Source organism: Spirosoma liriopis (assembly GCF_023196085.1).
Classification (GTDB): Bacteria; Bacteroidota; Bacteroidia; order Cytophagales; family Spirosomataceae; genus Spirosoma; species Spirosoma oryzicola.
In genome coordinates, this window is record NZ_JALPRF010000002.1 from 877,514 (window position 1) to 900,988 (window position 23,475).

11 protein-coding genes are annotated in these 23,475 nt (G+C 51.9%); all 11 read left to right on the forward strand.

Translation table 11 applies throughout. The features are described 5' to 3' along the window. Positions 1-8: 8 nt before the first annotated feature. Positions 9-2,663, forward strand: a complete 2,655-nt coding sequence (locus M0L20_RS12615; RefSeq protein WP_248477294.1) for an ABC transporter permease — start codon at positions 9-11, stop codon at positions 2,661-2,663. A 97-nt stretch (positions 2,664-2,760) separates the two neighbouring features. After that, on the forward strand, positions 2,761-3,486 hold the full coding sequence (locus tag M0L20_RS12620) for a hypothetical protein (RefSeq protein WP_248477296.1): 726 nt from the start codon (positions 2,761-2,763) through the stop codon (positions 3,484-3,486). A gap of 41 nt (positions 3,487-3,527) precedes the next feature. Then, entirely contained in the window at positions 3,528-5,906 is a 2,379-nt protein-coding gene (locus tag M0L20_RS12625) for an ABC transporter permease (RefSeq protein WP_248477298.1), read from the forward strand. A 12-nt stretch (positions 5,907-5,918) separates the two neighbouring features. Beyond that, positions 5,919-8,336 carry an ABC transporter permease gene (locus M0L20_RS12630; RefSeq protein ID WP_248477299.1) on the forward strand — a complete coding sequence of 806 codons (2,418 nt, stop codon included), beginning with the start codon at positions 5,919-5,921 and terminating at the stop codon, positions 8,334-8,336. Between the two features lie 12 nt (positions 8,337-8,348). Further along, the gene (locus M0L20_RS12635) at positions 8,349-10,718 is read left to right on the forward strand and encodes an ABC transporter permease (RefSeq protein ID WP_248477300.1); all 2,370 of its coding nucleotides are present in this window, start codon (positions 8,349-8,351) and stop codon (positions 10,716-10,718) included. 107 nt (positions 10,719-10,825) lie between these two features. Further along, positions 10,826-13,249, forward strand: coding sequence for an ABC transporter permease (locus M0L20_RS12640; protein WP_248477301.1), 2,424 nt, complete (start codon positions 10,826-10,828; stop codon positions 13,247-13,249). A 68-nt stretch (positions 13,250-13,317) separates the two neighbouring features. Beyond that, positions 13,318-15,747 carry an ABC transporter permease gene (locus M0L20_RS12645; protein WP_248477303.1) on the forward strand — a complete coding sequence of 810 codons (2,430 nt, stop codon included), beginning with the start codon at positions 13,318-13,320 and terminating at the stop codon, positions 15,745-15,747. A 30-nt stretch (positions 15,748-15,777) separates the two neighbouring features. Further along, complete coding sequence (locus M0L20_RS12650) at positions 15,778-18,240, forward strand: ABC transporter permease (protein ID WP_248477304.1); 2,463 nt, start codon at positions 15,778-15,780, stop codon at positions 18,238-18,240. A gap of 29 nt (positions 18,241-18,269) precedes the next feature. Beyond that, positions 18,270-20,684 carry an ABC transporter permease gene (locus M0L20_RS12655; protein ID WP_248477305.1) on the forward strand — a complete coding sequence of 805 codons (2,415 nt, stop codon included), beginning with the start codon at positions 18,270-18,272 and terminating at the stop codon, positions 20,682-20,684. A 38-nt stretch (positions 20,685-20,722) separates the two neighbouring features. After that, positions 20,723-21,019, forward strand: a complete 297-nt coding sequence (locus tag M0L20_RS12660; RefSeq protein ID WP_232561336.1) for a hypothetical protein — start codon at positions 20,723-20,725, stop codon at positions 21,017-21,019. Positions 21,020-21,051: 32 nt separating this feature from the next. Next, on the forward strand, positions 21,052-23,454 hold the full coding sequence (locus M0L20_RS12665; RefSeq protein WP_248477306.1) for an ABC transporter permease: 2,403 nt from the start codon (positions 21,052-21,054) through the stop codon (positions 23,452-23,454). Positions 23,455-23,475 lie beyond the last annotated feature (21 nt).

Below are 23,475 nucleotides of genomic sequence, written 5' to 3' on the forward strand. Positions count from 1 at the left end.
GTACTCGTATGAATTCGAATCGATCCGGAAACCCCCAGCCCCCGCCCACCTGGGCCGACCGGCTGCTGAACTGGCTGGTGGCTCCGCACCTGCGCGAGGAGGTGCTGGGCGACAGCCACGAACGCTATTACCGACGCCTGCAACGACTGGGCCCCGCCAAAGCCCGACGGTTGTATTGGCAAGAGATGCTGGCGTACCTGCGCCCATCGATGATCAAGCGCGAAACCACCAATGAGTATACTTCACCTTATTTTTTAAGTCCGGATATGCTACGAAATTATGTCACGGTCGCCTGGCGAAACCTGAGTCGAAATAGAGCGTTTTCGATCATTAATCTATTGGGTCTTGCCCTCGGTATGGCGTGTAGCCTGCTGATCATGCTATGGGTACAGGACGAACGCAGCGTGGACCGTTTCCATGCCAATGGAAATCACCTTTACCAGGTCTACGAACGGCAATATTTTGAGGGGAAAGCGCAAGCCAGCTATTTTACGCAGGGGCTGCTGGCCGATGAACTCAAGCGTACGATTCCCGAAATACAGTATGCCAGTGCGATCGAGTCGAGTTACCCGACCACGTTTGCCAACGGTGACAAAATCATCAAAATGAGCGGAACGTTCGCGGGCGCTGACTTCTTCCACATGTTTTCCTATCCTTTTTTGCAGGGAACCCCCGCTACTGCACTAGGCAGTCCCGGCGGCATCGCCATCTCCAGAAAAATGGCTGACCAGTTTTTTGAGAGTCCCGAGCAGGCAATGGGCCAATCGATCCGGTACGAGAACAAGGAGGATTTGCGTGTAACAGCAGTCTTCGACGACCTACCGGCCAACTCGTCGCAACAATTCGATTTTCTGAGGCCGTGGGTTGATTTCGTCAAAGAAAACGAGTGGGCAAAAACCTGGACCAGCACCGATCCCATGACGTACGTGCAATTGCGCCCGGACCGGGATGGTAAACCCGCTGATAGGGCAAAAGTCGAAGCGAAGATCAAGGACTTCATTGCTCGCTATTTGCCAAAGAGTAAAGGCTTTGTGGTTGAATTAGGCCTGCAACCGTATCCGGAGAAATACCTGCATTCGACGTTTAAAAACGGTCAGCTCGATGGGGGGCGGATTGAGTATGTACGGCTGTTTAGTATCGTAGCGGTCGTTATTCTGCTGATTGCCTGCATCAACTTTATGAACTTGGCCACGGCCCGGTCTACCAAACGGGCAAGGGAAGTGGGTGTCAGGAAAGTGATTGGCGCGGGTCGTTCGTCGCTGATCGGGCAGTTTGTGGGGGAGGCCTTGCTGATCACGTTCGCTTCGACGCTCATCGCTCTGTTGCTGGTCGTTTTGCTCCTCCCGGCTTTCAGTACGCTCACCGGGAAAATGCTGGTTTTGCCGATTGGCCAGCCCGTGTTCTGGGCCTTTTTAGTAGGGTTACTCGCGCTGACCGGTCTTGTTGCGGGGAGCTATCCGGCCTTGTTTCTGTCGTCTTTAAGTCCGATCAGCGTGCTAAAAGGCAGCGGCCCGTCGGCACGACTGCGGTTCAACCCCGGTACAACGTTTTTTCGTCAGGCCTTAGTCGTGTTTCAGTTTGGCTTGTCGATTCTGTTCATTGTCGGCACGATTGTGGTCTACCGCCAGATGCATTACGTACAGACGAAAAACCTCGGCTATAACCGCGAAAACTTGATCTACGTACCCATCGAAGGTGATTTGATCCAGAAATACGACCTCTTCAAGGACGAGCTAGCCAAACAGGCGGGCATTGTGTCCATCTCCCGGATGCGCGAATCACCGACCGAGATCGGGCATCACGTTGACGATGTCAGCTGGCCGGGCAAAGACCCGAACCTGAGAACCGCCTTTGCCAATACTGCTGTTGGCTACGATTTTGTAAAAACGCTGAAACTGAAACTGCGGGATGGCCGCGATTTCTCGCCCGAATTCGGTACGGACTCAATAAGCTACATCATCAATGAAACAGCAGCGGCCAAGATTGGCGCTAAAAATCCGGTTGGTCAGTCGCTGGATTGGGGGAGACGTACCGGTAAAGTGATTGGCGTACTCGCCGACTTTCATTTCAACTCGATGCGGCAATCCATCGAACCCCTGATCATCCGGCTGGACAAAAACGCCGAATGGGGGACCATTCTGGTGCGTACCGAAGCGGGGAAGACCAAAGAAGCCCTTGCGAATCTGGAGAAGATCTGCAAAGCACTGAATCCGAAAACACCCTTTACGTACCAGTTTTCCGATCAGGAATACGCAAAGCTGTACCGGAGTGAGCAAGTAGTTAGTCAGTTAGCCAACTACTTCGCCGTTTTAGCGATTTTCATTTCCTGCCTGGGTTTGTTTGGGCTGGCGACCTTCACGGCTGAGCAACGCACCAAAGAAATTGGGGTGCGCAAAGTACTCGGCGCATCGGTAGCCAGCGTCGTAGCGATGCTCTCGACCGATTTTCTGAAGCTGGTTCTGGTGGCTATTGTCATTGCCTCCCCCGTGGCCTGGTATGTGATGCAGCAATGGCTAAAAGGCTTTATCTACAAAATGGAGATCGAGTGGTGGGTATTTCTGCTGGCGGGCTTGCTCTCGGCGGGCATTGCGCTACTGACCATCAGCTATCAGAGTATTAAAGCCGCTTTGATGAACCCGGTCAAAAGTTTGCGAAGCGAGTGATGGCGCTACGGTCGTTAGGTGTAGTGTATCGATTGGTGCATCGAATAGGGGATAAATCCGCCGTTCACAATCGGACGTAAACTGTCCACTTTCGGACATGACTAATTGGTGTCAGGCCGTTTCTGATTCAGAAACGGCTTTTTTTGTTCATGGCACGGCTGTTGAACAAGTCCCTGTTAGTCCAATCGAATTTATGAAAGCTATTCTTACGTTCCTGTTGCTCGGTGCTGGTTTTGGCGCGTTGGCCCAATCATCGTCTACGCTGAGCACAACCATCAACGACGACGAAAAAACATTGTCCATCCAGATCGAAGGAGATCGCAATGGACGGACCATCAACTATGATCGTAAATTTGATGTGCGCAAATTGAATGCTGCCGAGAAGGATGCGCTTAAAAATCGTGTGCTGGATTCGCTGGGCGTTGGCGAGTCGGCTCTCGGATCAGAAACCGCTACGAACCGGAATCGGCCAGTCAGAGGTACCGTAGGCGGACCGACTCCGCCGAATCCTGCCGGAAACGGTCCGATAAGCGGACCCAAATCACCTGCTCAACCGAATGCGTCAGCAAATACGGGACAAACGATGGTTACGTTTCGATGCGAAAGCTGCGCGGGAAAAGTCAAGCTGGAAGTGGCCAGTCCGACCGAAGATTACGCGATTGAACGAGACGCCAAAGTAAACACCGACAAACGGCTGTTTCCCTACCAATTGGCCCTAAGTCCGGGTGAATACAAGCTAACCTACTACCAGAACGGCGTATTGCAGATTCAATCCACATTCACGGCGAAGGCGGGTGAAGCAAACACCGTTGTCATCAAATAAGCGTTGCGATTGCTGCGTACGACCAAATTTCCCGAACCGCTATGCTACGGAACTATCTCAAAATTGCCTTTCGCAATCTGATCCGAAACAAGGTCTTTTCGATCATTAACCTGCTGGGTTTGTCGACCGGCATTACCGTATGCCTGATGATCTTTCTGTTCATCAGCAACGAGTTCAGCGTAGACAATTTCCACAAAAATGGCAAAAGCATCTACCGTGTAATGCGCGGTATGGATCATGAAGGCAAAGAAGTCGCTGTTTCTTACCTGTCGGGGCCATATGCAGCCGCGTTACTAACCGATTTTAAGGGGCAGATCACCCAGGCGGTTCGGGTGAACCCTACGAATGCGTTGATTACGTCCCAGAACAAATCGTTTCACGAACGAAAAATAATCAATGTCGACCCGACCTTTTTCACGTTCTTTTCTTTCCCTTTGCTCAAGGGCGATCCGGCTACGGCATTGCTCGACCCGGCGAGTGTGGTCCTGACGGAGTCGACGGCCAAAAAATACTTTGGTAGCGTCGACAACGCAATGGGCAAGATTATTAAAGTCGATAAAAACCTGGCCGTCAAAGTGACGGGCATTGCGCAGGATGTGCCCGCCAACTCCCACCTCGATTTCGATCTGGTCATTCCGCTGGAAAACTACAAAGACCGGGGCTGGATGACCGCCTGGATCAACCACAATCTGTTCACGTATGTGCAACTAGCGCCGACAGTAAGCGAAGCACAGGTCGAACGAAATTTTCCGCGCTTCATGGACAAGCACATCGGTCTTCTCATGAAAGAATCCGGTTTCAAATTCACCTTGTCGCTTACTCCGTTACGAGATATTTATTTTGAAGAAGGAGTCATCGATAGTGCCAAACACGGCGACAAGCGTGTGGTCTATATCTTTCTGTCGATTGCGATTCTTATCCTGCTGGTGGCCTGTATCAATTTCATGAACCTGTCGACAGTTCGGGCCGTGGAGCGCTCCAAAGAGATTGGCGTCCGGAAAGTATTGGGGGCCGTCAAAGGGCATCTGGTATGGCAATTTATTGGCGAGTCGCTCTTGCTGACGGCGCTCTCGTGTCTGCTCTCGATTGGCTTGCTGGCGCTGGCGCTGCCTGCGTATACACAACTGCTGGGCTATCCATTATCCATAACGGCTCACGTCCTGCCAATCGTACTGTTTCTGCTTGGCATCATTGCGGTAGCGGGGTTCCTGTCGGGCAGTTACCCGGCCTTTGTTCTGGCTGCTTTTTCGCCCATTCAGGCCTTAAAAGGTCGGCTGCGGCTGGGCAAAGGTGGTGTTTCGTTGAGGCAGGTACTGGTTATCGTGCAGTTCAGCATTTCGATTTTGCTGATGCTCGGCACCGCCATCGGTACGCAGCAGATGAGCTACCTCAAAAACAAACAGCTGGGCTACAACAAAGAGCAAACGCTGGTCGTCCCCATCGACAACGAAGACACGTATAACTTTTTCGTGGGCCACAAACCGGAGCTGCTGGCCCAGAGCCGGATCGAAGCCGTTTCGATGATGTCGGGCGAGCCGGGTGGTTTTTTCGACGGCTATATGTTCGATGTCGAAGCACACGCCAATCGCTGGAAAGCCCGGACGGAATTTGCCGATTTCGATTACGTGAAAACGCTGGGGCTGAAACTGGTTGCGGGCCGGGATTTCTCGCCCGCGTTTCCCACCGACACGGCGCAGGCCGTTCTGATCAACCGAACAGCCGCTGCCCGATTGGGCTGGACACCCGAACAAGCCATCGGCAAATGGCTGCGAAATACAAGGCACGACAGCACAAGACGCACTATCATTGGCGTGGTCGAGAATTTCAACTTTCTGTCGTTGAAAGAAGCCATCGAACCATTGATTATTGCGCCCAACGACGACCGACGGGTGGTTCTGATCAAGTTAAAGCCCGGCAATTTGTCCGCTGTGGTTGAGACCATCCAGCAACTGTACGCCAAAACACGCCCCGCTTATCCGCTTACGTACCATTTTCTGGACCAGCAGTTCGACCAGATGTACCAGGCCGACCTGCGTCAGCAAACGATCTTAAGTATTTTTGCCGGTCTGGCTATTTTCATTGCCTGCCTGGGTTTGTTTGGTCTGGCTTCTTTTTCGGCCCAGCAGCGTACCAAAGAAATTGGCGTTCGCAAAACCCTGGGGGCATCGGTGGGCAGTATTATCGGGCTGCTTTCGGGCGATTTCCTTAAACCGGTCGGCATAGCGATTCTGATTGCCAGTCCGATTGCCTGGTACGCCATGAATAAATGGCTACAGAGCTTCGCTTACAAGATCGACATTTCGGGCTGGGTCTTTGTGGCTGCGGGTAGCCTGGCGCTGGCCATTGCGTTTATCACGGTCAGTTTTCAAAGTATCAAGGCCGCCCTGGTCAATCCGGTGAAGTCATTACGAAGCGAATAAATCCTTATGCTCATGCTACGCAACTACCTTAAAATCGCCTGGCGGAATATCGTCACAAACAAAGCTTATTCAGCCATCAATATTGGTGGACTGGCGGTGGGCCTGGCGGCTACGCTGCTCATTTTTCAGTACGTTGCTTTCGAACGGAGTTATGATCGTTTTCATGAACATGCCGACCGTATTTTTCGCGTCAAAGCCGACCGTTATGAGAAAGGCGTTCTATCGACCGAATGGGCAGGCGGGCCGTTTGCTGTTGGTAGCCACCTGAAGGCTGCGTTCCAGGAAATAGAAGAATATGCCCAAGTCTATGTTCGGAACAACCTGCTGCTGGAAGCACACAACCGGAAGTACAAAATAGAGCAGGGCGCGTTCGTCACTCCGTCGTTTTTTACCGTTTTTTCCTATCCGCTGCTGACGGGTAGTAAGCAAACCGCGTTAACTGAACCCAATACGGGGGTTATTTCGACCTCATTGGCGAAGCGGTTGTTCGGAACCCAAAATCCGATGGGGCAGATCATCACGATAGAACGCGAGCTTCCGATCAGAATAACCGGCGTGTATCAGGACTTCCCTAAAAACTCTCATTTGAAAGCCGATTACCTGATGTCGTTCAGTACCTTTCAACGGGTGGTGAACCCTAAAAATGAGCCGGATAAAGTTCTCGCTAATGCCTGGGACTGGGATGGTTGCCTGACGTATCTGCTCGTAAAGCAAGGCACAGATCCCGAAAAGCTAACGGCAAAATTTCCCGCTTTCCTACAGAGTAAAGAGCAGGTAGATCCAAAAACGGGGAACCGGCTGGACCTGCACTTGCAGTCGCTACCCGACATTCACCTGTATTCCCATTTTATGTTCGAAGCCAGTCCCAACGGCGATGGAAATTCGGTGTATGTGCTGCTGTGTGTGGCCTTTTTTATCATTTCCATCGCCTGGATTAACTACATCAATCTGGCAACGGCCCGCGCCATTGGGCGGGCTAAAGAAGTGGGCGTGCGGAAAGCCGTTGGGTCATACCGAAGTCAGTTGATTGGACAATTTCTGGTCGAATCAGCCTTACTCAACTTCATGGCCGTCGTACTGGCGTTCATTAGTATCATATTGGCCCTTCCGCTATTCAATCAGTTTACGGATCAGCAGCTAACCTATTCGTTTGTATGGTCGGCCCGTTTCTGGCTCGGCCTGGGATCGATGTATGCCATTGGGACGCTTTTGTCGGGGGCTTACCCCGCGTTTGTGCTGTCTAATTTTAATCCGGTTTCGGTGCTTAAAAATGGCGTTTCAGCGTTCAAAGAAGGCGTTTTCCTGAGAAAATCGTTGGTGGTTATCCAATTTTCGGCTTCTGTTTTTCTGCTGGTTGGCACCATCACCGTATTTCGTCAATTGCAGTTTATGCGTAGCCAAAATTTGGGGATAGATATTGGCCAGACGCTGGTGCTGGACAGGCCGATAAACGACTCTACACGCGTAGCCAAAACAAAGGCATTCAAAACCTATCTCCTTCAGCAGTCGGCTATCAAAAGCGTTGCCGTATCGGGGTCAATTCCCGGCGAAAAGGTGGAGTTCAACGCAGGGGGTATTCGATTAGCGGGTACGCCCCAGGAAACTGGCAAACAGTATCGCGTGATTGGAGTCGATTATGATTTTGTGAACGCATTCGGGATGAAGGTCATTGCCGGGCGTAATTTCGACACGAAACTAGGCGAAAAGGATGCCGTGGTTTTCAATAAAACCGGTATCAAACAGTTAGGATTCACCAGTCCGGAGAAAGCCCTGGGTCAAAAAATAGATTTCTGGGGGGACATACTCACCATAGTCGGGGTAGTCGATGATTTTCACCAGCAGTCCCTTCGGGAAGCCTACGAGCCGCTTATTTTGCGCCTGGACCCTGGCGTAAATGGGCAGCTATCCATCAAACTGGCCGACAGTAATCCCACGCAGGGTATCGCTACTGTAAAGAAAGCTTGGTCGCAATTTTTCCCAACCGACCCGTTTGTGTACTCGTTTTTGAATGAACGGTACGACAAACAATACCGGGCCGATGAGCGGTTTGGGCAGGTATTCGGCTTCTTCACTCTGATGGCCATATTGGTAGCCTGTTTAGGGCTGCTCGGTCTTGCCACCTTCACAGCCCAACAACGCACCAAAGAAATTGGCGTCCGCAAAGCGCTGGGAGCCAGCGTCGGAAGCATTGTCTCGCTGCTTTCCAAAGACTTCCTGAAACTGGTGCTGATTGCCATTCTGATTGCCAGTCCAATTGCCTGGTATGCCATGAACGAATGGCTCCAGGGCTTCGCTTATAAAATCGACATTGAATGGTGGATGTTTGCGTTAGCGGGCGTTCTGGCGGTGCTGATTGCCTTTGCTACGGTGAGTTTTCAAAGTATCAAGGCTGCCTTGGTCAATCCGGTCAAGTCGCTACGCAGCGAATAAATCCTCTTTCTCATGCTACGGAACTACCTTAAAATTGCCTGGCGAAATATCATTCGCAACAAAGCGTTCTCGGCAATCAACATCCTGGGTCTGGCGCTCGGTATGGCGTGTAGTCTGCTGATTTTCCTTTGGATTCAGGACGAGCTACGCGTGGATAATTATCACGCCAACGGTCCTCAGCTGTACAACGTGATGGAGCACCAGTTTTACGACGGTAAGATCGTAACGCACGGGGCAACACCCGGTTTGCTGGCCGATGAGCTGAAAAAGCAGTTTCCCGAAGTGCAGTATGCCGCTGGTATTACCGGATGGGATGCGCGCCTGACCTTTACCGTTGGCGACAAAGTAAATAAAGAATCGGGACGGTGGGTTGGTGCGGACTGGTTCAAAATGTTCAGCATCCCGCTTCTGGCCGGGACACCCCAAACGGCGCTGGCTGAACCGAATAACCTCGCCATTTCTCGAAAAGTGGCCGAAACGTATTATGGTAGTCCGCAAGCCGCTATCGGGAAATCGATGCGGATCGACAACGAAAAAGATTACCGGGTCAGTGCCGTTTTCGACGATATGCCCGAGCAGTCGACGGACAAGTACGATTTTCTGCTCAACTGGCAGGATTGCCTGAGCCGAAACAGTTGGATGAAAGAATGGGATAGCAACGGCCCCCGGACGCGCGTTATGCTTCGCCCCGATGCGAACGTTGCCAGCCTGCAAGCCAAGCTGAAACCATTTATGAAGAAATACAACACGGGTCTTGGCCCTAAATTCAACATCGAGCTGTTTCTTCAACCGTATGGTGACGCGTATCTGTATTCAAGTTTTGAGAACGGACAGCAATCAGGTGGGCGCATCGAATACGTTCGTTTGTTTGGCATTGTCGCGGTTTTTCTGCTGCTGATTGCCTGCATCAATTTCATGAATCTGGCTACGGCTCGCTCAGCCCGGCGGGCGCGGGAGGTGGGTGTTCGGAAAGTGGTGGGTGCCATGCGGAGTCTGCTGGTTGGACAATTCGTCGGCGAAGCGCTGATGCTGACGGTGTTGGCGTTGGTAATCGCGCTGGCCGCTGTCTTTCTGATTCTTCCCGGCTTCAATACGCTGACCGGCAAACACATCAGCCCACAGCCTACTCAGGCATCGTTCTGGCTGATCCTGCTCGGTATGACGCTCATTACGGGGGTGGTAGCGGGGAGTTATCCGGCCTTGTTTCTGTCGTCGCTGAATCCGGTTCGGGTCTTGAAAGGATCGCTTAAGTTCGGGTCGGGAGCGCGGTTGTTCCGGCAGGGGCTGGTTGTCTTTCAGTTCGTGCTATCGATGCTGCTGATCGTGGGTACGATGGTCGTGTACCGGCAGGTGAATTATGTACAAACCAAAAATCTGGGCTACGACCGCGAAAACCTGATTCTGTTGTCGTCCGACGGCGAGGTTGGTGCGAAGTACGAAACGTTTAAAAGCGAGGTGCTGCAATTGCCCGGTGTTCAGACGGTATCCTTCATGGATGAATCACCGACGGGTTTGGGGAATAACACGGGTGGCGTCGAATGGCCCGGAAAAGACCCCAATGTGGATATCCTGTTTACCCACGTAGGGGTAGGCTATGACTTTCTGAAAGCCTTGAAGATCAAGGTAGAGGGCCGCGACTTCTCGAAAGAGTTCGGGACGGATTCCAGCAACTATTTAATCAACAAAGCCGCGTTGCAACGAATCGGTTATAAAAACCCAATCGGTCAGCCGTTGACTATGTGGGGTAAGCCGGGCAAGATTGTCGGGGTGGTAGACGATTTTCACTTTCAGTCGTTACACGAGTCTATTCAGCCCCTGATTGTTCGTCTCACGCCTAATGCAATGGGAAAGAGCATTATTATTCGGACGCAGCCCGGCCAGACCAAACAGGCCCTGGCTACTCTGGAAACGTTCTGCAAAACGTTCAATCCCAAGGTTCCGTTTGCGTACAAGTTCGTAGACGAGGAATACCAGAAGCTGTATAAGAGCGAGACGGTTGTTGGTAGTCTGACGAATTACTTTGCCTTCCTGGCTATTTTCATTTCCTGCCTGGGCTTGTTTGGTTTGTCAGCGTTCACGGCGGAACAACGGACGAAAGAAATCGGCGTTCGCAAAGCGCTGGGCGCATCGGTGAGAAGTATCGTTGGCTTACTCTCGCAGGATTTCCTGAAGCTTGTTGTGCTGGCTATCGTGATTGCGTCGCCGTTGGCCTGGTACGCCATGAGCCAGTGGTTGGAGGGGTATGCCTACAAGACTGAGCTATCGTGGTGGATGTTTGCTCTGGCGGGATCGATAGCCATTGTGATTGCGTTTGCAACGGTCAGCTTCCAGAGTATCAAAGCGGCTTTGATGAACCCTATACGGTCATTACGTAGTGAATAGCGGGGGCAAGCGGGGAGGGCGGGGTGCTTCGCGCACGGACAAAAGCCCTGCCAACCACGCAATCCCCGCCATTTTCCCAATCCCTATAATTTCCAGCCTATATCCCTATGCTTCAGAATTACATAAAAATCGCCTGGCGTAATTTGGTACGCAACCGCGTGTTTTCGGCGATCAATATTATCGGATTGTCGCTTGGTATCGCTACGTGTTTGCTGATCAGCCTGTTTGTGCTCGATGAGTTGAGCTTTGACCGGTACAACGAAAAAGCAGATCGTATGGTACGCGTTATTTTCCGGGGCTCATCGGCCGGCGGGAAAATGAACGAAGCGCATGTGATGCCGCCCACCGCACAAACGCTGAAGACCGATTACCCGGAAGTTCAGGAAGCAACCCGGATTCGGTTGGGTGGAACGCCGGTCGTGACGGTCGATACAAAGACGTTTCGGGATGCCGCGGTTGCGTTCACCGATTCCAACTTTTTTCAGGTGTTTACGCTGCCGCTGCTTGAAGGCAGTGCAAAAACAGCCCTGGTTCGCCCCAACACCGCCGTTATTACAAAGGCAATGGCCCGTAACTACTTCGGCAATGAAGATCCTGTGGGTAAAGTAATTACCATGAAAAGCTGGAACGCCAGCTACCAGATAACGGGGGTTGTCGAGCAGGTTCCGGTCAATTCGCATTTTCACTTCGATTTGTTCCTGTCGATGGCCAGCCTCCCGGAAGCCAAATCATCTTCCTGGGTTACGTCTGAATTTTTCACCTATCTGGTTCTGCCCAGCGGTTACGATTACCGGAAACTGGAAGCTAAACTGCCGCAGGTAATCGAAAAATACGTAGGACCACAATTGCAGCAGAGCATGGGCATGAGTCTGGCGCAGTTCCGTCAGAAAGGCAACGACATTGGCCTGTACCTGCAACCGCTGACGGATATTCACCTGCATTCGGATTTTGCCTATGACTTATCGGCTTCCGGCAACATTCAGTACGTGTATATTTTCGGAGCTATCGCGCTGTTTATGCTGCTGATCGCCTGTATCAACTTCATGAATCTGTCTACCGCTGGGGCGTCGAAGCGGGCGAAAGAAGTAGGTATCCGCAAAGTACTGGGTTCAATGCAGCAAAGCCTGACCAATCAGTTTCTGGTCGAGTCACTGCTGCTAACTGCCATTGCCTTATTGCTGGCTGTCGGGGTAGTTTACCTGGCCTTACCCGCGTTTAATGAACTGTCGGGAAAGGCGTTAACGCTCAATTTCTTAACTACGGGTTGGTTACTGCCTGCTCTGCTGTTCTTTGGTTTGCTGGTTGGGATTCTGGCGGGAAGCTATCCCGCCTTTTTCCTGGCTTCGTTCAGACCCGTGGCCGTTTTGAAAGGGTCCTTGTTCAAGGGAAACAGCAAAAGTATCGGGGTTCGCAGCGGTCTGGTCGTATTTCAGTTCTTTGTTTCGATCATCCTGATGGTAGGCACGACGGTGGTGTATCGGCAACTGGACTACATCCAGAACAAGAAGCTGGGGTACTCGAAAGACCAGGTGCTGGTGCTGCCCGAAACCGGACTGCTGGGTAAAAACGAAGCCGTGTTCCGCGACCAGATTGCCCGCGATTCCCGTGTCGTAAACGTGAGTACATCGGGTTATCTGCCAGCTGGCCCCAGCAACAACAATAATTTCTTTGTTTATCCCGAAGCCAACTCGACCCAACTGGTAAAGACGCTTCGCTACGATGTCGATTACGAATACATTCCCACGCTGGGTATGGAACTGGCCGCGGGACGGAACTTCTCGAAAGCGTACGGAACCGACTCAACGGGGGTAATTCTGAATGAAACAGCCGCCAAAACGTTGGGCTGGGCGAACAAAGCGCTGGGTCGTACCATTACCCACGCCGATAATCAGGGGCGCACGACTTCCTTACGGGTGATTGGGGTGGTGAAGGATTTTCATTTCAAATCGCTGCACGAGCCTATTTCGCCCCTGGTCATGACACTGGGACAAACGGGAGGCACCGTGATTGCAAAAGTGAAAACCAAAGACATCGCGGGGTTGCTCGCTTCACTGAAAACGCAGTGGAATCAGCTTACTACCGATGCGCCCTTTACGTATGCGTTCCTTGATGAACGATTTAACGACACGTACCGGGCCGAGCAGAAAATAGGTCAGATTCTGGGTCTCTTCGCCGGGTTAACCATTTTCGTTGCCTGTCTGGGCTTGTTTGGTCTGGCTACGTTCACCGCCGAACAACGCACCAAAGAGATTGGCGTTCGGAAAGTGCTTGGCGCATCGGTTATGGGTATAATCGCGCTGCTTTCAAAAGACTTTCTGAAGCTGGTTGCGATTGCGCTGGTGGCTGCGATTCCGGTATCGTGGTACCTGATGGACCGCTGGTTACAGGATTTTGCCTACAAGATCAGCATTGACGGGTGGACGTTTGCACTGGCGGGTGCGCTGTCTGTTGGTATTGCCTTATTGACCGTCAGTTCGCAAAGTATCAAAGCGGCCCTGGTCAACCCCGTGAAGAGTTTGCGAAGTGAATAGCGGAGATGGCGGGGGGCTTCGCGCTTAGACAAAGCCCCCGCCATCCCCCGCAACCCCTGCCCCTAAAAATGATGCTCACGAACTATCTCAAAATCGCTTACCGGAATCTGGTTCTGAACAACACATTCACGCTCATTAACGTAGCGGGGCTGGCGGCTGGCCTGGCCGTGGCGTTGCTGATTATTCAGTATGTGCGCTTCGAGCTGAGTTACGAAAACACGAATCCGCTGGCCGATCGGCTCGTGCGACTTACCCTGGACTATACGAACGGTGGTACGGTTGACTATCAGGATACCGAAACGAATCCCCCGCTTGGTCCTAAAGTGAAGCGGGAAATGAACGAAGTGGTCAACTACACCCGTGCTTATCCTATCGACGAGCCCACGGTGACGGTTAAGATTGGGGAAACGTACCATTTAGTCGACAAGGTATACGCAGTCGATTCGTCCTTTTTCTCGATGTTCAATTACCCGCTCCTCCGGGGAAATCGCAACGGTATCTTTACCAGGCCACGGCAGGTTGTTCTGACCCAGAAAATGGCGTTGACTTACTTCAAGACGCCGGATGTACTGGGCAAAACCCTGAAGATCGCCAGGCCCGAAGGCAACATTCTAGTAAAGATAGTTGGTGTAGTGCCCGATAGCCCGGCTAATACACACCTGAAGTTCGACATGCTGCTCTCGTACCCAACGATGCTGTCAGACTTTGGCGAAAGGGAGGATAACTGGAACGGAAACAATACGCTCACATACCTGCAACTGGCCGATAATGCCAGCTATGAAGGGTTTACAAAATCGTTGGCGGCCTTCAGCAACAGATTGGTCAGCGAGAAAAGAATAACCAACGAGCGGGTGATCGGGCAGAAAATCGGCGACATCCATCTGTATTCACATAAAAACTTTGAGACCGAACCCAACGGCGAAGCACGGTCGGTATATTTTTTATTGGGCGTGGCGTTTCTGGTACTCCTAAGTGCCTTCGTTAACTATGTAAATCTGACCACTTCCAAAGCCCTTGATCGCGCGCGAGAAATTGGTATGAGAAAGGTCGTCGGCTCAACCCAGCGCCAGATAAAAACTCAAATTTTTGTAGAAACTATTCTGATTAATATTGTTGCTGGCGCGTTAGCTGTGCTGTTGGTTGCGTTTCTGAGGCCGGTGTTTGTGGAGGTGGCGGGCCTGCCCGAAGGATTCACTGTATTTCAGGACGTATTTTTCTGGGAAAGCGTGGGCTTATTTCTGCTGCTGAGTATCGGGGTGTCCGGGTTTTACCCGGCCTTTGTCCTGTCGTCGTTCGACCCAATTACTGTACTCAAAGGTAATTTTTCGCGTTCTGTCAAAGGTACGTTGCTGCGCAAGTCGCTGGTCGTGTTTCAGTTTGCGATTACTCTGATTCTGCTGGTGCAGATGTTTGTCGTTTACCGCCAGGTCAATTTTCTGCGGGAACAGAACTTAGGTGTAACCCTTGACCGCACCCTTGTGGTGAAAGCGCCCGTGGGGAGCAATGCTCAGAAGGATTACGGTCGGTTCCGGCAAATGCTGCTCAATCAGGCGCAAATAAAAGCCGTATCGCTGTCTAGTACAGTGCCGGGCCTGGGGGCCAATCAAATGAGTACAACGACGGGCGTTAATTTGTCGAATGCCGTCAAGAAAACGTCGTACAACTATTACCTGACTCAGATCGACACATCGTTTATCGACCTGATGGGTATTCAACTGCTGGCGGGCAAAAACTTCGACGCTACGACCAAACCGGCTTTCCCGGAGGCTACCAATCGGCAATTCATTGTCAATGAAGAAGTCCTCCGGCTTTGGGGCATTGCCACGCCCGAAGAAGCTATTGGCAAACGGGTAGATTTATGGGGGCAACAGGCCACAATTCGAGGGGTTGTCAACAATTACCATTACGAGTCGCCCAAGGCACCCTACATTCCGATTATTCACCTGTACTCGCCTAATTTCAGCGCGTTTGCCAGCGTCAAATTCACCGGCGGAAACGCTCGGGAGCAACTTGCTACGTTGAAGAAAATTTACGAAGCTAATTTTCCGTATTCGCCGTTCAGCTATTTTTTCATGGATAGTGAATATGACAAACAGTACAAAGCCGATGACCGCTTTCAGCAGGTATTTGGTGCCCTGACGGGTTTCGCTATTCTAATATCCTGCCTGGGCCTTTTTGGTCTGGCTACGTTTACCGTTTCCAAGCGAACAAAGGAAATCGGCATTCGAAAAGTGATCGGGGCCAGTACCACAAACCTGATGCTACTGCTCTCCAAAGATTTTATAAAAACCGTCCTGCTATCAATACTGATCGGCTTACCCATTACGTATTTTCTGGTTGATAACTGGCTAACTACGTACGCTGTCCGTATCGAGCTAAGCTGGTGGCTTTTTGCCGCGCCTGCTCTCTTTGTCATGGTGCTGGTTCTGCTATCCATTGGAAGCAAAACGATTGCTACAGCCCTGATGAATCCGGTCAAATCACTGCGAAGCGAATAGAAATTGATACTGTCTAACTAGCTGAATTGTATGCTTAAAAGTTATCTAACTACCCTCCGGGCCCTGAAGCGAAACTGGAGCTATTCCGTTATCAACGTGCTGGGCCTAACCCTGGGGCTTGCCTGCTGTTTGCTGCTGTTTCTGGCGATCCGCTACGAACTGAACTTCGACCGGCATAATGCCCACGCGGATCAGCTATACCGGATCATCACGTTTGACGCAACGTCGAACGGCGACCGTCGGGAGGTGGGTATGCCCTTGCCCGCGTTGCCCGCTTTGCGAAACGATTTTCCGGATTTAAAGAACCAGGTGACGATGGTTAACCGAATTACCAACGTCGTGGTGAGCGTTGGGGATAAAGCCAGCCGGACAACGAAAAAATTTCAGGAAGGCGATGGTGTACTGGCTTTTGTCGAGCCTGAATATTTCCGGCTGTTTGATTACGGCTGGAAAAAAGGAAGTGCCCAAGCCGCGCTTTCCCGACCAAATACGGTGGTGCTGAGCGAGCGGATGGCTCAGAAATATTTTGGTACGGACAACCCGATCGGGAAGGTGCTGCGTGTCGAGAATAGAATGGATTTTGTGGTAACGGGTGTCGTACAGGAGCTGCCCGCCACAACGAGCGTTCCGTTTGAAGTCCTGCTTTCGTTTGCCTCGCTGAAACAGTACGGTGCCTCCACAAATTGGGATGACTGGCAATCAACCTACGGCGGAGCGCAGATTTACATGCGGTTGCCCGGTACTACCGCCGAGCAGGCAACGGCTTCGGCGCAGATGGAGCGGCAGTTGGCGGCCTTCATCAAAAAATACCACCGCCCCGAAGATGCTCAAAACCTGCGGTACGAATTACAGCCCCTGACCGCTATTCATTTCGATACGCGCACGGACAACTACAGCAAGCGGACCATTAGTAAGGAAATGATCTGGGCGATGGGACTGATCGGTCTGTTTATCCTAATTACGGCCTGTGTCAACTTTATCAACTTAGCGACGGCGCAGGCTATTCGGCGGGCCAAAGAAGTCGGTGTTCGGAAGGTGCTGGGCAGTTCGCGCGGTCAACTGGTGCGGCAGTTCCTGGGCGAAACGGGCGTACTGACGAGTCTGGCCATGGGGCTGGCTCTGCTGATTGCGCAGCTGGCGTTGCCGTACGTTGGCGAGTTACTGAACATCAAACCGGGAGCCGCTCAGCTAACCGACCCTACGGTGCTTATCTTCCTGGTAGGGCTTGGGGTTCTCACAACCGGATTAGCAGGCTTTTATCCGGCAATAGTGCTGTCGGGCTATCAGCCTATTCTGGCACTGAAAGGTAAAACGCAGGCGTCTACGCCCGGCCGTTCACGGGGTATTGCGCCCCTGTCGCTTCGGCGCGGATTGATTGTTGGTCAGTTTGCCATTTCGCAGCTGCTGATTATTGGTACCATCATTGCCTACAGCCAGATGAGTTACTTCCGGTCTGCCGATCTGGGGTACAGCCGGGATGCGGTGTTGTCGGTGCTTATTCCGGAAAAAAAACCGGGACAGCTGGAAAGCTTGAAGGCAAAGCTGACGGGTCTGCCCGGTATCCAGTCGATGAGCTTCGCTATGACCACGCCTTCCTCGACCAGCAACTGGACCACGGGCTTCCGATTCGAGCATACGGATAAAGAACCGGACTACGGTGTATTGATGCGTCCCGCTGATACGGCCTATGTGCGTACGTACGGTCTGAAACTGCTGGCTGGTCGAATGTATCAACCGGCGGACACCATGCGGGAGTTTGTTATCAACGAAGCTTTTATGAAACGACTGGGCTTTCAGAAACCCGAACAGGTTATCGGTAAATTGATGACGGTGAATGGCGAGGAGACCCGAAAACCCATTGTTGGTGTTGTTAAAGACTTCAATATCTTCTCTTTACACCAGCGAATTGATCCTAGCATCCTAACCTCGTACCGCGATCAGTACCGTAGTTTGGGCATCAAACTGGCAGCGGGTTACACGAGTCCCGAACGCATTAGCCAACTCATGAGCCAGGTAGAAACGGCCTGGAATGCCACGTATCCCGACTTCGTTTTCAAATACACGTTCCTGGACGAAACGCTCGCCCGATTCTACCAGAATGAAGAACGGATGTATTCGCTGTTTCGGCTGCTGGCGGGGATCGCCATTTTTATCGGTTGCCTGGGCTTGTACGGTGTCGTGGCATTCATGGCCGAATCCAGAACCAAAGAAGTTGGTATCCGGAAAGTGCTGGGCGCGTCAACTGGGCACATTTTCGGCTTGTTCTCAATCGACTTCGTGAAACTTGTCCTGATCGCCCTGGTGCTCAGTTCTCCGCTGGCCTGGTACGTGATGAATCAGTGGCTCCAGAAATTTGCGTACAAGATCGACATCGAATGGTGGATGTTTGCCCTGGCGGGTCTGCTAGCTGTAGGGATTGCTCTGCTAACGGTAAGTTTTCAGAGTATCAAAGCGGCCCTGATGAACCCGGTTAAAAGTCTGCGTGGTGAATAAGCTAATCGTCTATCCATTGTTGCCCGTTTATGCTGCTCAATTATTTTAAAATCGCCTGGCGGAATTTGATCCGGTATCGTACGTACAGTCTGCTGAACATCCTTGGATTGGCAGGAGGATTGGCTTGCGGTATCCTCATCTTTCTGACAACGCAGTTTCTCGCTGGCTTTGATACCTATCACACCAAGGCCGACCGCATTTACCGCGTGGTGACGCAGATGAAGCACGACGAGGTGCGGTTCTCACGCGGAACGCCCAAGCCGCTGGCCGAGGTACTGCGTCGCGATTTTCCGGTAGTAGAGCAGGTGGCCCGGTTGGAACGGTTGCATGACCGCATCATCAGCGTACCCAAACCCAACGGCGGTTTTTTAGCCAAGTTCAACGAAACGAAAACGGTTTGTTTCGCCGAGCCACAACTGTTTGGCATCATCGACGCCGACTGGCTGATCGGTAACCCGCAAGCGACACTATCGACGCCAAATTCAGTAGTGCTGACCGAAAAATATGCCCGGAAATACTTCGGCACTGCGAATCCCATCGGCAAAACGCTGCGCTTTGATAATCAGCTGGATCTGAACGTGACTGGTGTGTTGAAGGATCATCCGGCCAATACGAATTTCAATTATGAAGCGTACATCTCCTACAGTACGATTGCCGGACTGGCGGGCGCTAACGAGTCATTACGTGATTGGTACAACGTCAACAGCGAGGCTATGTGTTTCGTTGTGCTACCAACGGGCGTACCGGCGGAGCGCCTGACGGCGGCTTTTCAGTCGATTCGGAGAAAAGCCTATACGCCCGACAATCAGAAAGTGTATAGTTTCTCGCTGCAACCGCTAAACGATATTCAGTTTAACGTTCAGTATGGTGGTCGAGTGGATAGACGGCTTTTGGTTGCGCTGAACCTGGTTGGGCTGTTTCTGGTGATTTCAGCCTGCATCAATTTCATCAACATGGCGACGGCTCACGCGCTTAAACGCTCAAAAGAAGTTGGCGTTCGGAAAGTGATGGGCAGCACGCGCGGGCAGTTGTTCGGGCAGTTTATGATTGAAACCGCGATCATTACGCTGCTGGCGGTCCTGCTTGCACTGGCCCTGACGCACACGGGGCTTCCGGCGATGAATGAAGCCATGTCGGTGCTTAACGCCCACATGTCGTTGGCTGACTTAGCACAGCCCAAACGGCTATTGATCCTATTGTCGCTGGTGCTGGCCGTAATTCTGCTGGCTGGCTTTTATCCGTCGTTGATGATGGCGGGTTTCAATCCGATAACGGCCTTGCGGGGGCGACTAACGACGCAGGCGGTGGGCGGCTTCCCGGTGCGGAGGGGATTGGTGATCGTTCAGTTTTTTATCGCTCAGTTGTTTACGATCGGCGTGGTAGTGATCATGGCGCAGCTGCGTTACGTCCGACAGGCCGATCTTGGTTTCAACAAAGAAGGCATTATGCTGGTGGATCTGCCCGGTCAGGCGATGGCCGATCCGCTCAAGCAGGAAATGCTGCGGCATCGGATGCTGCAAACACCCGGCATTCGGCAGGTTGCGTTAATAAATCAGCCCCCCGCTTCGGGAACCATCAACCAGTATTCGTTCTCGTACGATACGCGCACCAAACCGGAAGACTTCGAGATACAAACCAAGATCGGCGACGTAAATTACCTGCCTTTGTTCGGCATGAAACTCGTGGCCGGACGTAATTTTCTGACTACTGATAGCACCTCGCAGGACGTGATCGTGAACGAAACGGTTGTCTCCCGACTGGGAGCGCGCGCACCGGGCCAGGTGATAGGCAAGCGGATTCATATCTGGAATACCGACAAAACGATTGTCGGCGTCGTGAATGATTTTCACACCAATTCGCTGCGGGGTTCGGTAGAGCCGGTGATGATCGTCAATGATGGTATGCGCAGCCGCATGGCTGCGCTGAAAATGGATGGTAACGACTTGCCAAAGATGGTAAAAGCAATCGAAGCTGTTTTTAACGGGGTCTTTCCCGAATACGTCTTCGAGCACCGATTGGTCGATGAACTAGTGGACGAATTCTACAAAGCCGAGCACATCATGTTGGCTCTGACGCAGGTTTTCGCCCTGACCGCTATTCTGATTGGTTGCCTGGGGTTGTACGGGCTGGTGGCGTTTATGGTGGAGTCGAAAAGCAAGGAGATTGGGGTGCGAAAAGTGCTTGGCGCTAGTGCCGGGCAGGTGCTGTGGCTGTTCGGACAGGAGTTTGGTCGCCTGATTATCGTAGCTTTTCTGGTTGCCGCTCCGCTCGGATGGTGGCTAATGAATACCTGGCTACAGGATTATGTCTACCGTACGCAACTGACAGGCTGGATGTTTTTTCTGACGATCCTAATGACAACCGTTATTACCCTGCTGACCGTTTCGGTGCAGTCTGTGAAAGCGGCTCTGATGAATCCGGTCAAAAGTTTGAAGAGCGAGTAAATACGTTGTCAATCTCAATTTCATAACGCTAAACACCTATGGCACACATCGCTATTCCTATTCCCTCGACACCCGGTAAACAGGATATTGAAATCGACGTGACGATCAACGGTAAAAAGCACGAATTGCATTACCGTGTGGAGCTATTTTACTGGGGTGATTGTACCGTTCCGACCTTCGATCGCGTAGAATGCCTGCGTGAGATGATTTCGCACTACGATCAGGACTGGTCGCTTTACTACATCGGCGCACCCACCGACGATTTTGTCCCCATCGCATTTATGAAAAAAGGCGACCGGGAAACGCAGCGAAAGCTGATGATTGGTACCATCTGATTTCTGATAAACTGCTTAATCCGTTGTAAGCTATGTTCCGCAACTACCTTAAAATTGCGCTGCGCAATCTCTTGAAACATAAAGCCTTTAGTTTTATCAACATTGCCGGTGTAGCGGTGGGACTAGCTTGCTTTCTGCTCATTGCGCTCTACGTTAAGGATGAACTCAGTTACGATCGCTACAATGCAAAGATCGACCGGGTGTATCGGGTGAGCCGTACCTTTCTGTCTTCGCAGGGCGCTGTATCGTTGAAACTGGCGCGGCTGGCTCCCCCGTTTGGACCGTTGATCAAGCAGGATTTTCCGGAGGTCGAGCAAGTTGTCCGGACGCTTGAAAATGGGGGTCTGATTCGCTACGGCGAACATGCTTTCAACGAAGACGATTTGTTATTCGCCGAGAAAAACCTGTTCGACGTTCTGGATTTTCACGTTATGCGCGGCAATCCCGCTCAGGCGCTGACGAACCCGTTTTCGATTCTGTTTTCCCGACCGATGGCGGAAAAGTATTTTGGCAACGAAAACCCCATTGGGAAAACAGTCCGGCTCGACAACCAGTATGATTTCACCGTTACGGGGGTTTACGAACCACTGCCCGCTCAGGCGCATTTTCACCCTGGCTTTTTGCTGTCGTTCTCTACGCTAAATGATCCGCGCGTTTACGGGGCCGAAAGGCTGCGGACGGACTGGGGTAACAACTCCTTTACTACCTATGTACTGCTTCGCGCAGGGGCGAGCCCGCAGCGGCTGGAAGCGGCTTTTCCCGACTTCCAGGACAAGCACTTTCCGGCGGGCGACAGTAAGGTATCGGCCTGGTCGGTGCTGAACTTGCAGAACGTAGCCGATATTCATCTGTACTCGCATACCGACTCAGAAATCGAACCTACCGGCGACATCAAGTACATTTATCTGTTTTCGGCAATCGGTTTATTCATTCTACTGATTGCTTGCATCAATTACATGAATCTGGCAACAGCACGCTCGGCTGGGCGGGCCAAGGAGGTGGGTATGCGCAAGGTTGTAGGGGCCTTGCGCACTCAGCTTATTAGTCAGTTTCTGAGTGAGTCGCTGGTCGTGGTCTTGTTTGCGCTGGGTATCGCCATCGGTCTTGTGCTTCTCTGTTTGCCGGTACTCAACGATTTTGCGCACAAGCAACTCGAAATCAGTCAGCTGTATGATCCACTGTTCCTGAGTATTCTGATTGGAATAACCTTGCTGACAGGATTGGTTGCGGGTAGTTATCCGGCCTTTTTCCTGACTTCCTTCCGGCCATTGGGTGTATTGAAAGGACAGGTTACATCGGCGGTTCGGTCGGGGAGATTACGGCAGACGCTGGTCGTGACGCAATTCGCTATTGCGGTTACGCTGATCATCAGCACGGTGGTCGTTTACAACCAGATGAGCTATATCCAGCGGTACAAACTGGGATACAACAAAGATCAGGTGTTGCTACTGCCCGATGTTGGCGACGCGAACGTAAACTACGAAACCCTCAAACAGCAGCTTAAAGAAACGGGCGTTGTCGGTGAGGTAGGCCGGTCGTCGCGCATTCCTTCGGGCCGGTTGCTGGATTCGTACGATGCTTCTGCCCAAAAAGGCGACAGCATGGCACCGGTCAACGTTAATTTGCGCGGGCTGCTCGTCGATTATGATTTCATTCCGGCGTACCAGATTGGTATGGTGGCCGGGCGCAACTTCTCCCGGTCGTTTTCAACCGATACAACGATGATCGTGCTCAATGAAACAGCCGTGCGGTTGTTGGGCTGGACACCCCAGCAGGCGATTGGCAAGTCATTTCGTTACGGTCCCACCAAAGGGCAGATTATCGGCGTAACAAAAGATTATCATTTTGAATCCCTGCACCAGAAGGTGTCGGCGATTGCTATGGTGATGACGACCAGTTCGCTCAATTGGCTGTCGGTACCGATTTCGGGGGATGTGGCTACGGGTATCCAGCGAATCGAAGCTGTCTGGAAACGGCTGTTCCCCAACCGACCGTTCAAGTATCAGTTTCTGGACGAACGCTTTGATCGGCTCTACGCCAACGAGCAGACGCAGCAGACCTTGTTCAGCGTTTTTGCGAGCGTTGCCATTCTGATTTCGTGCCTGGGTTTGTTTGGCCTGTCCATGTTTATGGCAGAGCAGCGCACCAAAGAGATCGGGGTTCGAAAAGTGCTGGGCGCGTCGGTAGCGAGTCTGGTTACGTTATTGTCGCAGGAATTTTTAAAGCTTGTCGGTATCGCCATCCTGATTGCTTCGCCCGTTGCTGGCTGGGCTATGATGCAGTGGCTCGACGGTTTTGCTTACCACACGGCACTCAACTGGTGGGTGTTTGTACTGGCCGCTGTGCTGGCGGTTGGTATTGCCTTATTAACAATTAGTTTCCAGAGCATCAAAGCGGCTTTGATGAACCCGGTAAAATCGTTACGGTCCGAATAATCAGCAGACACGTACAAGATT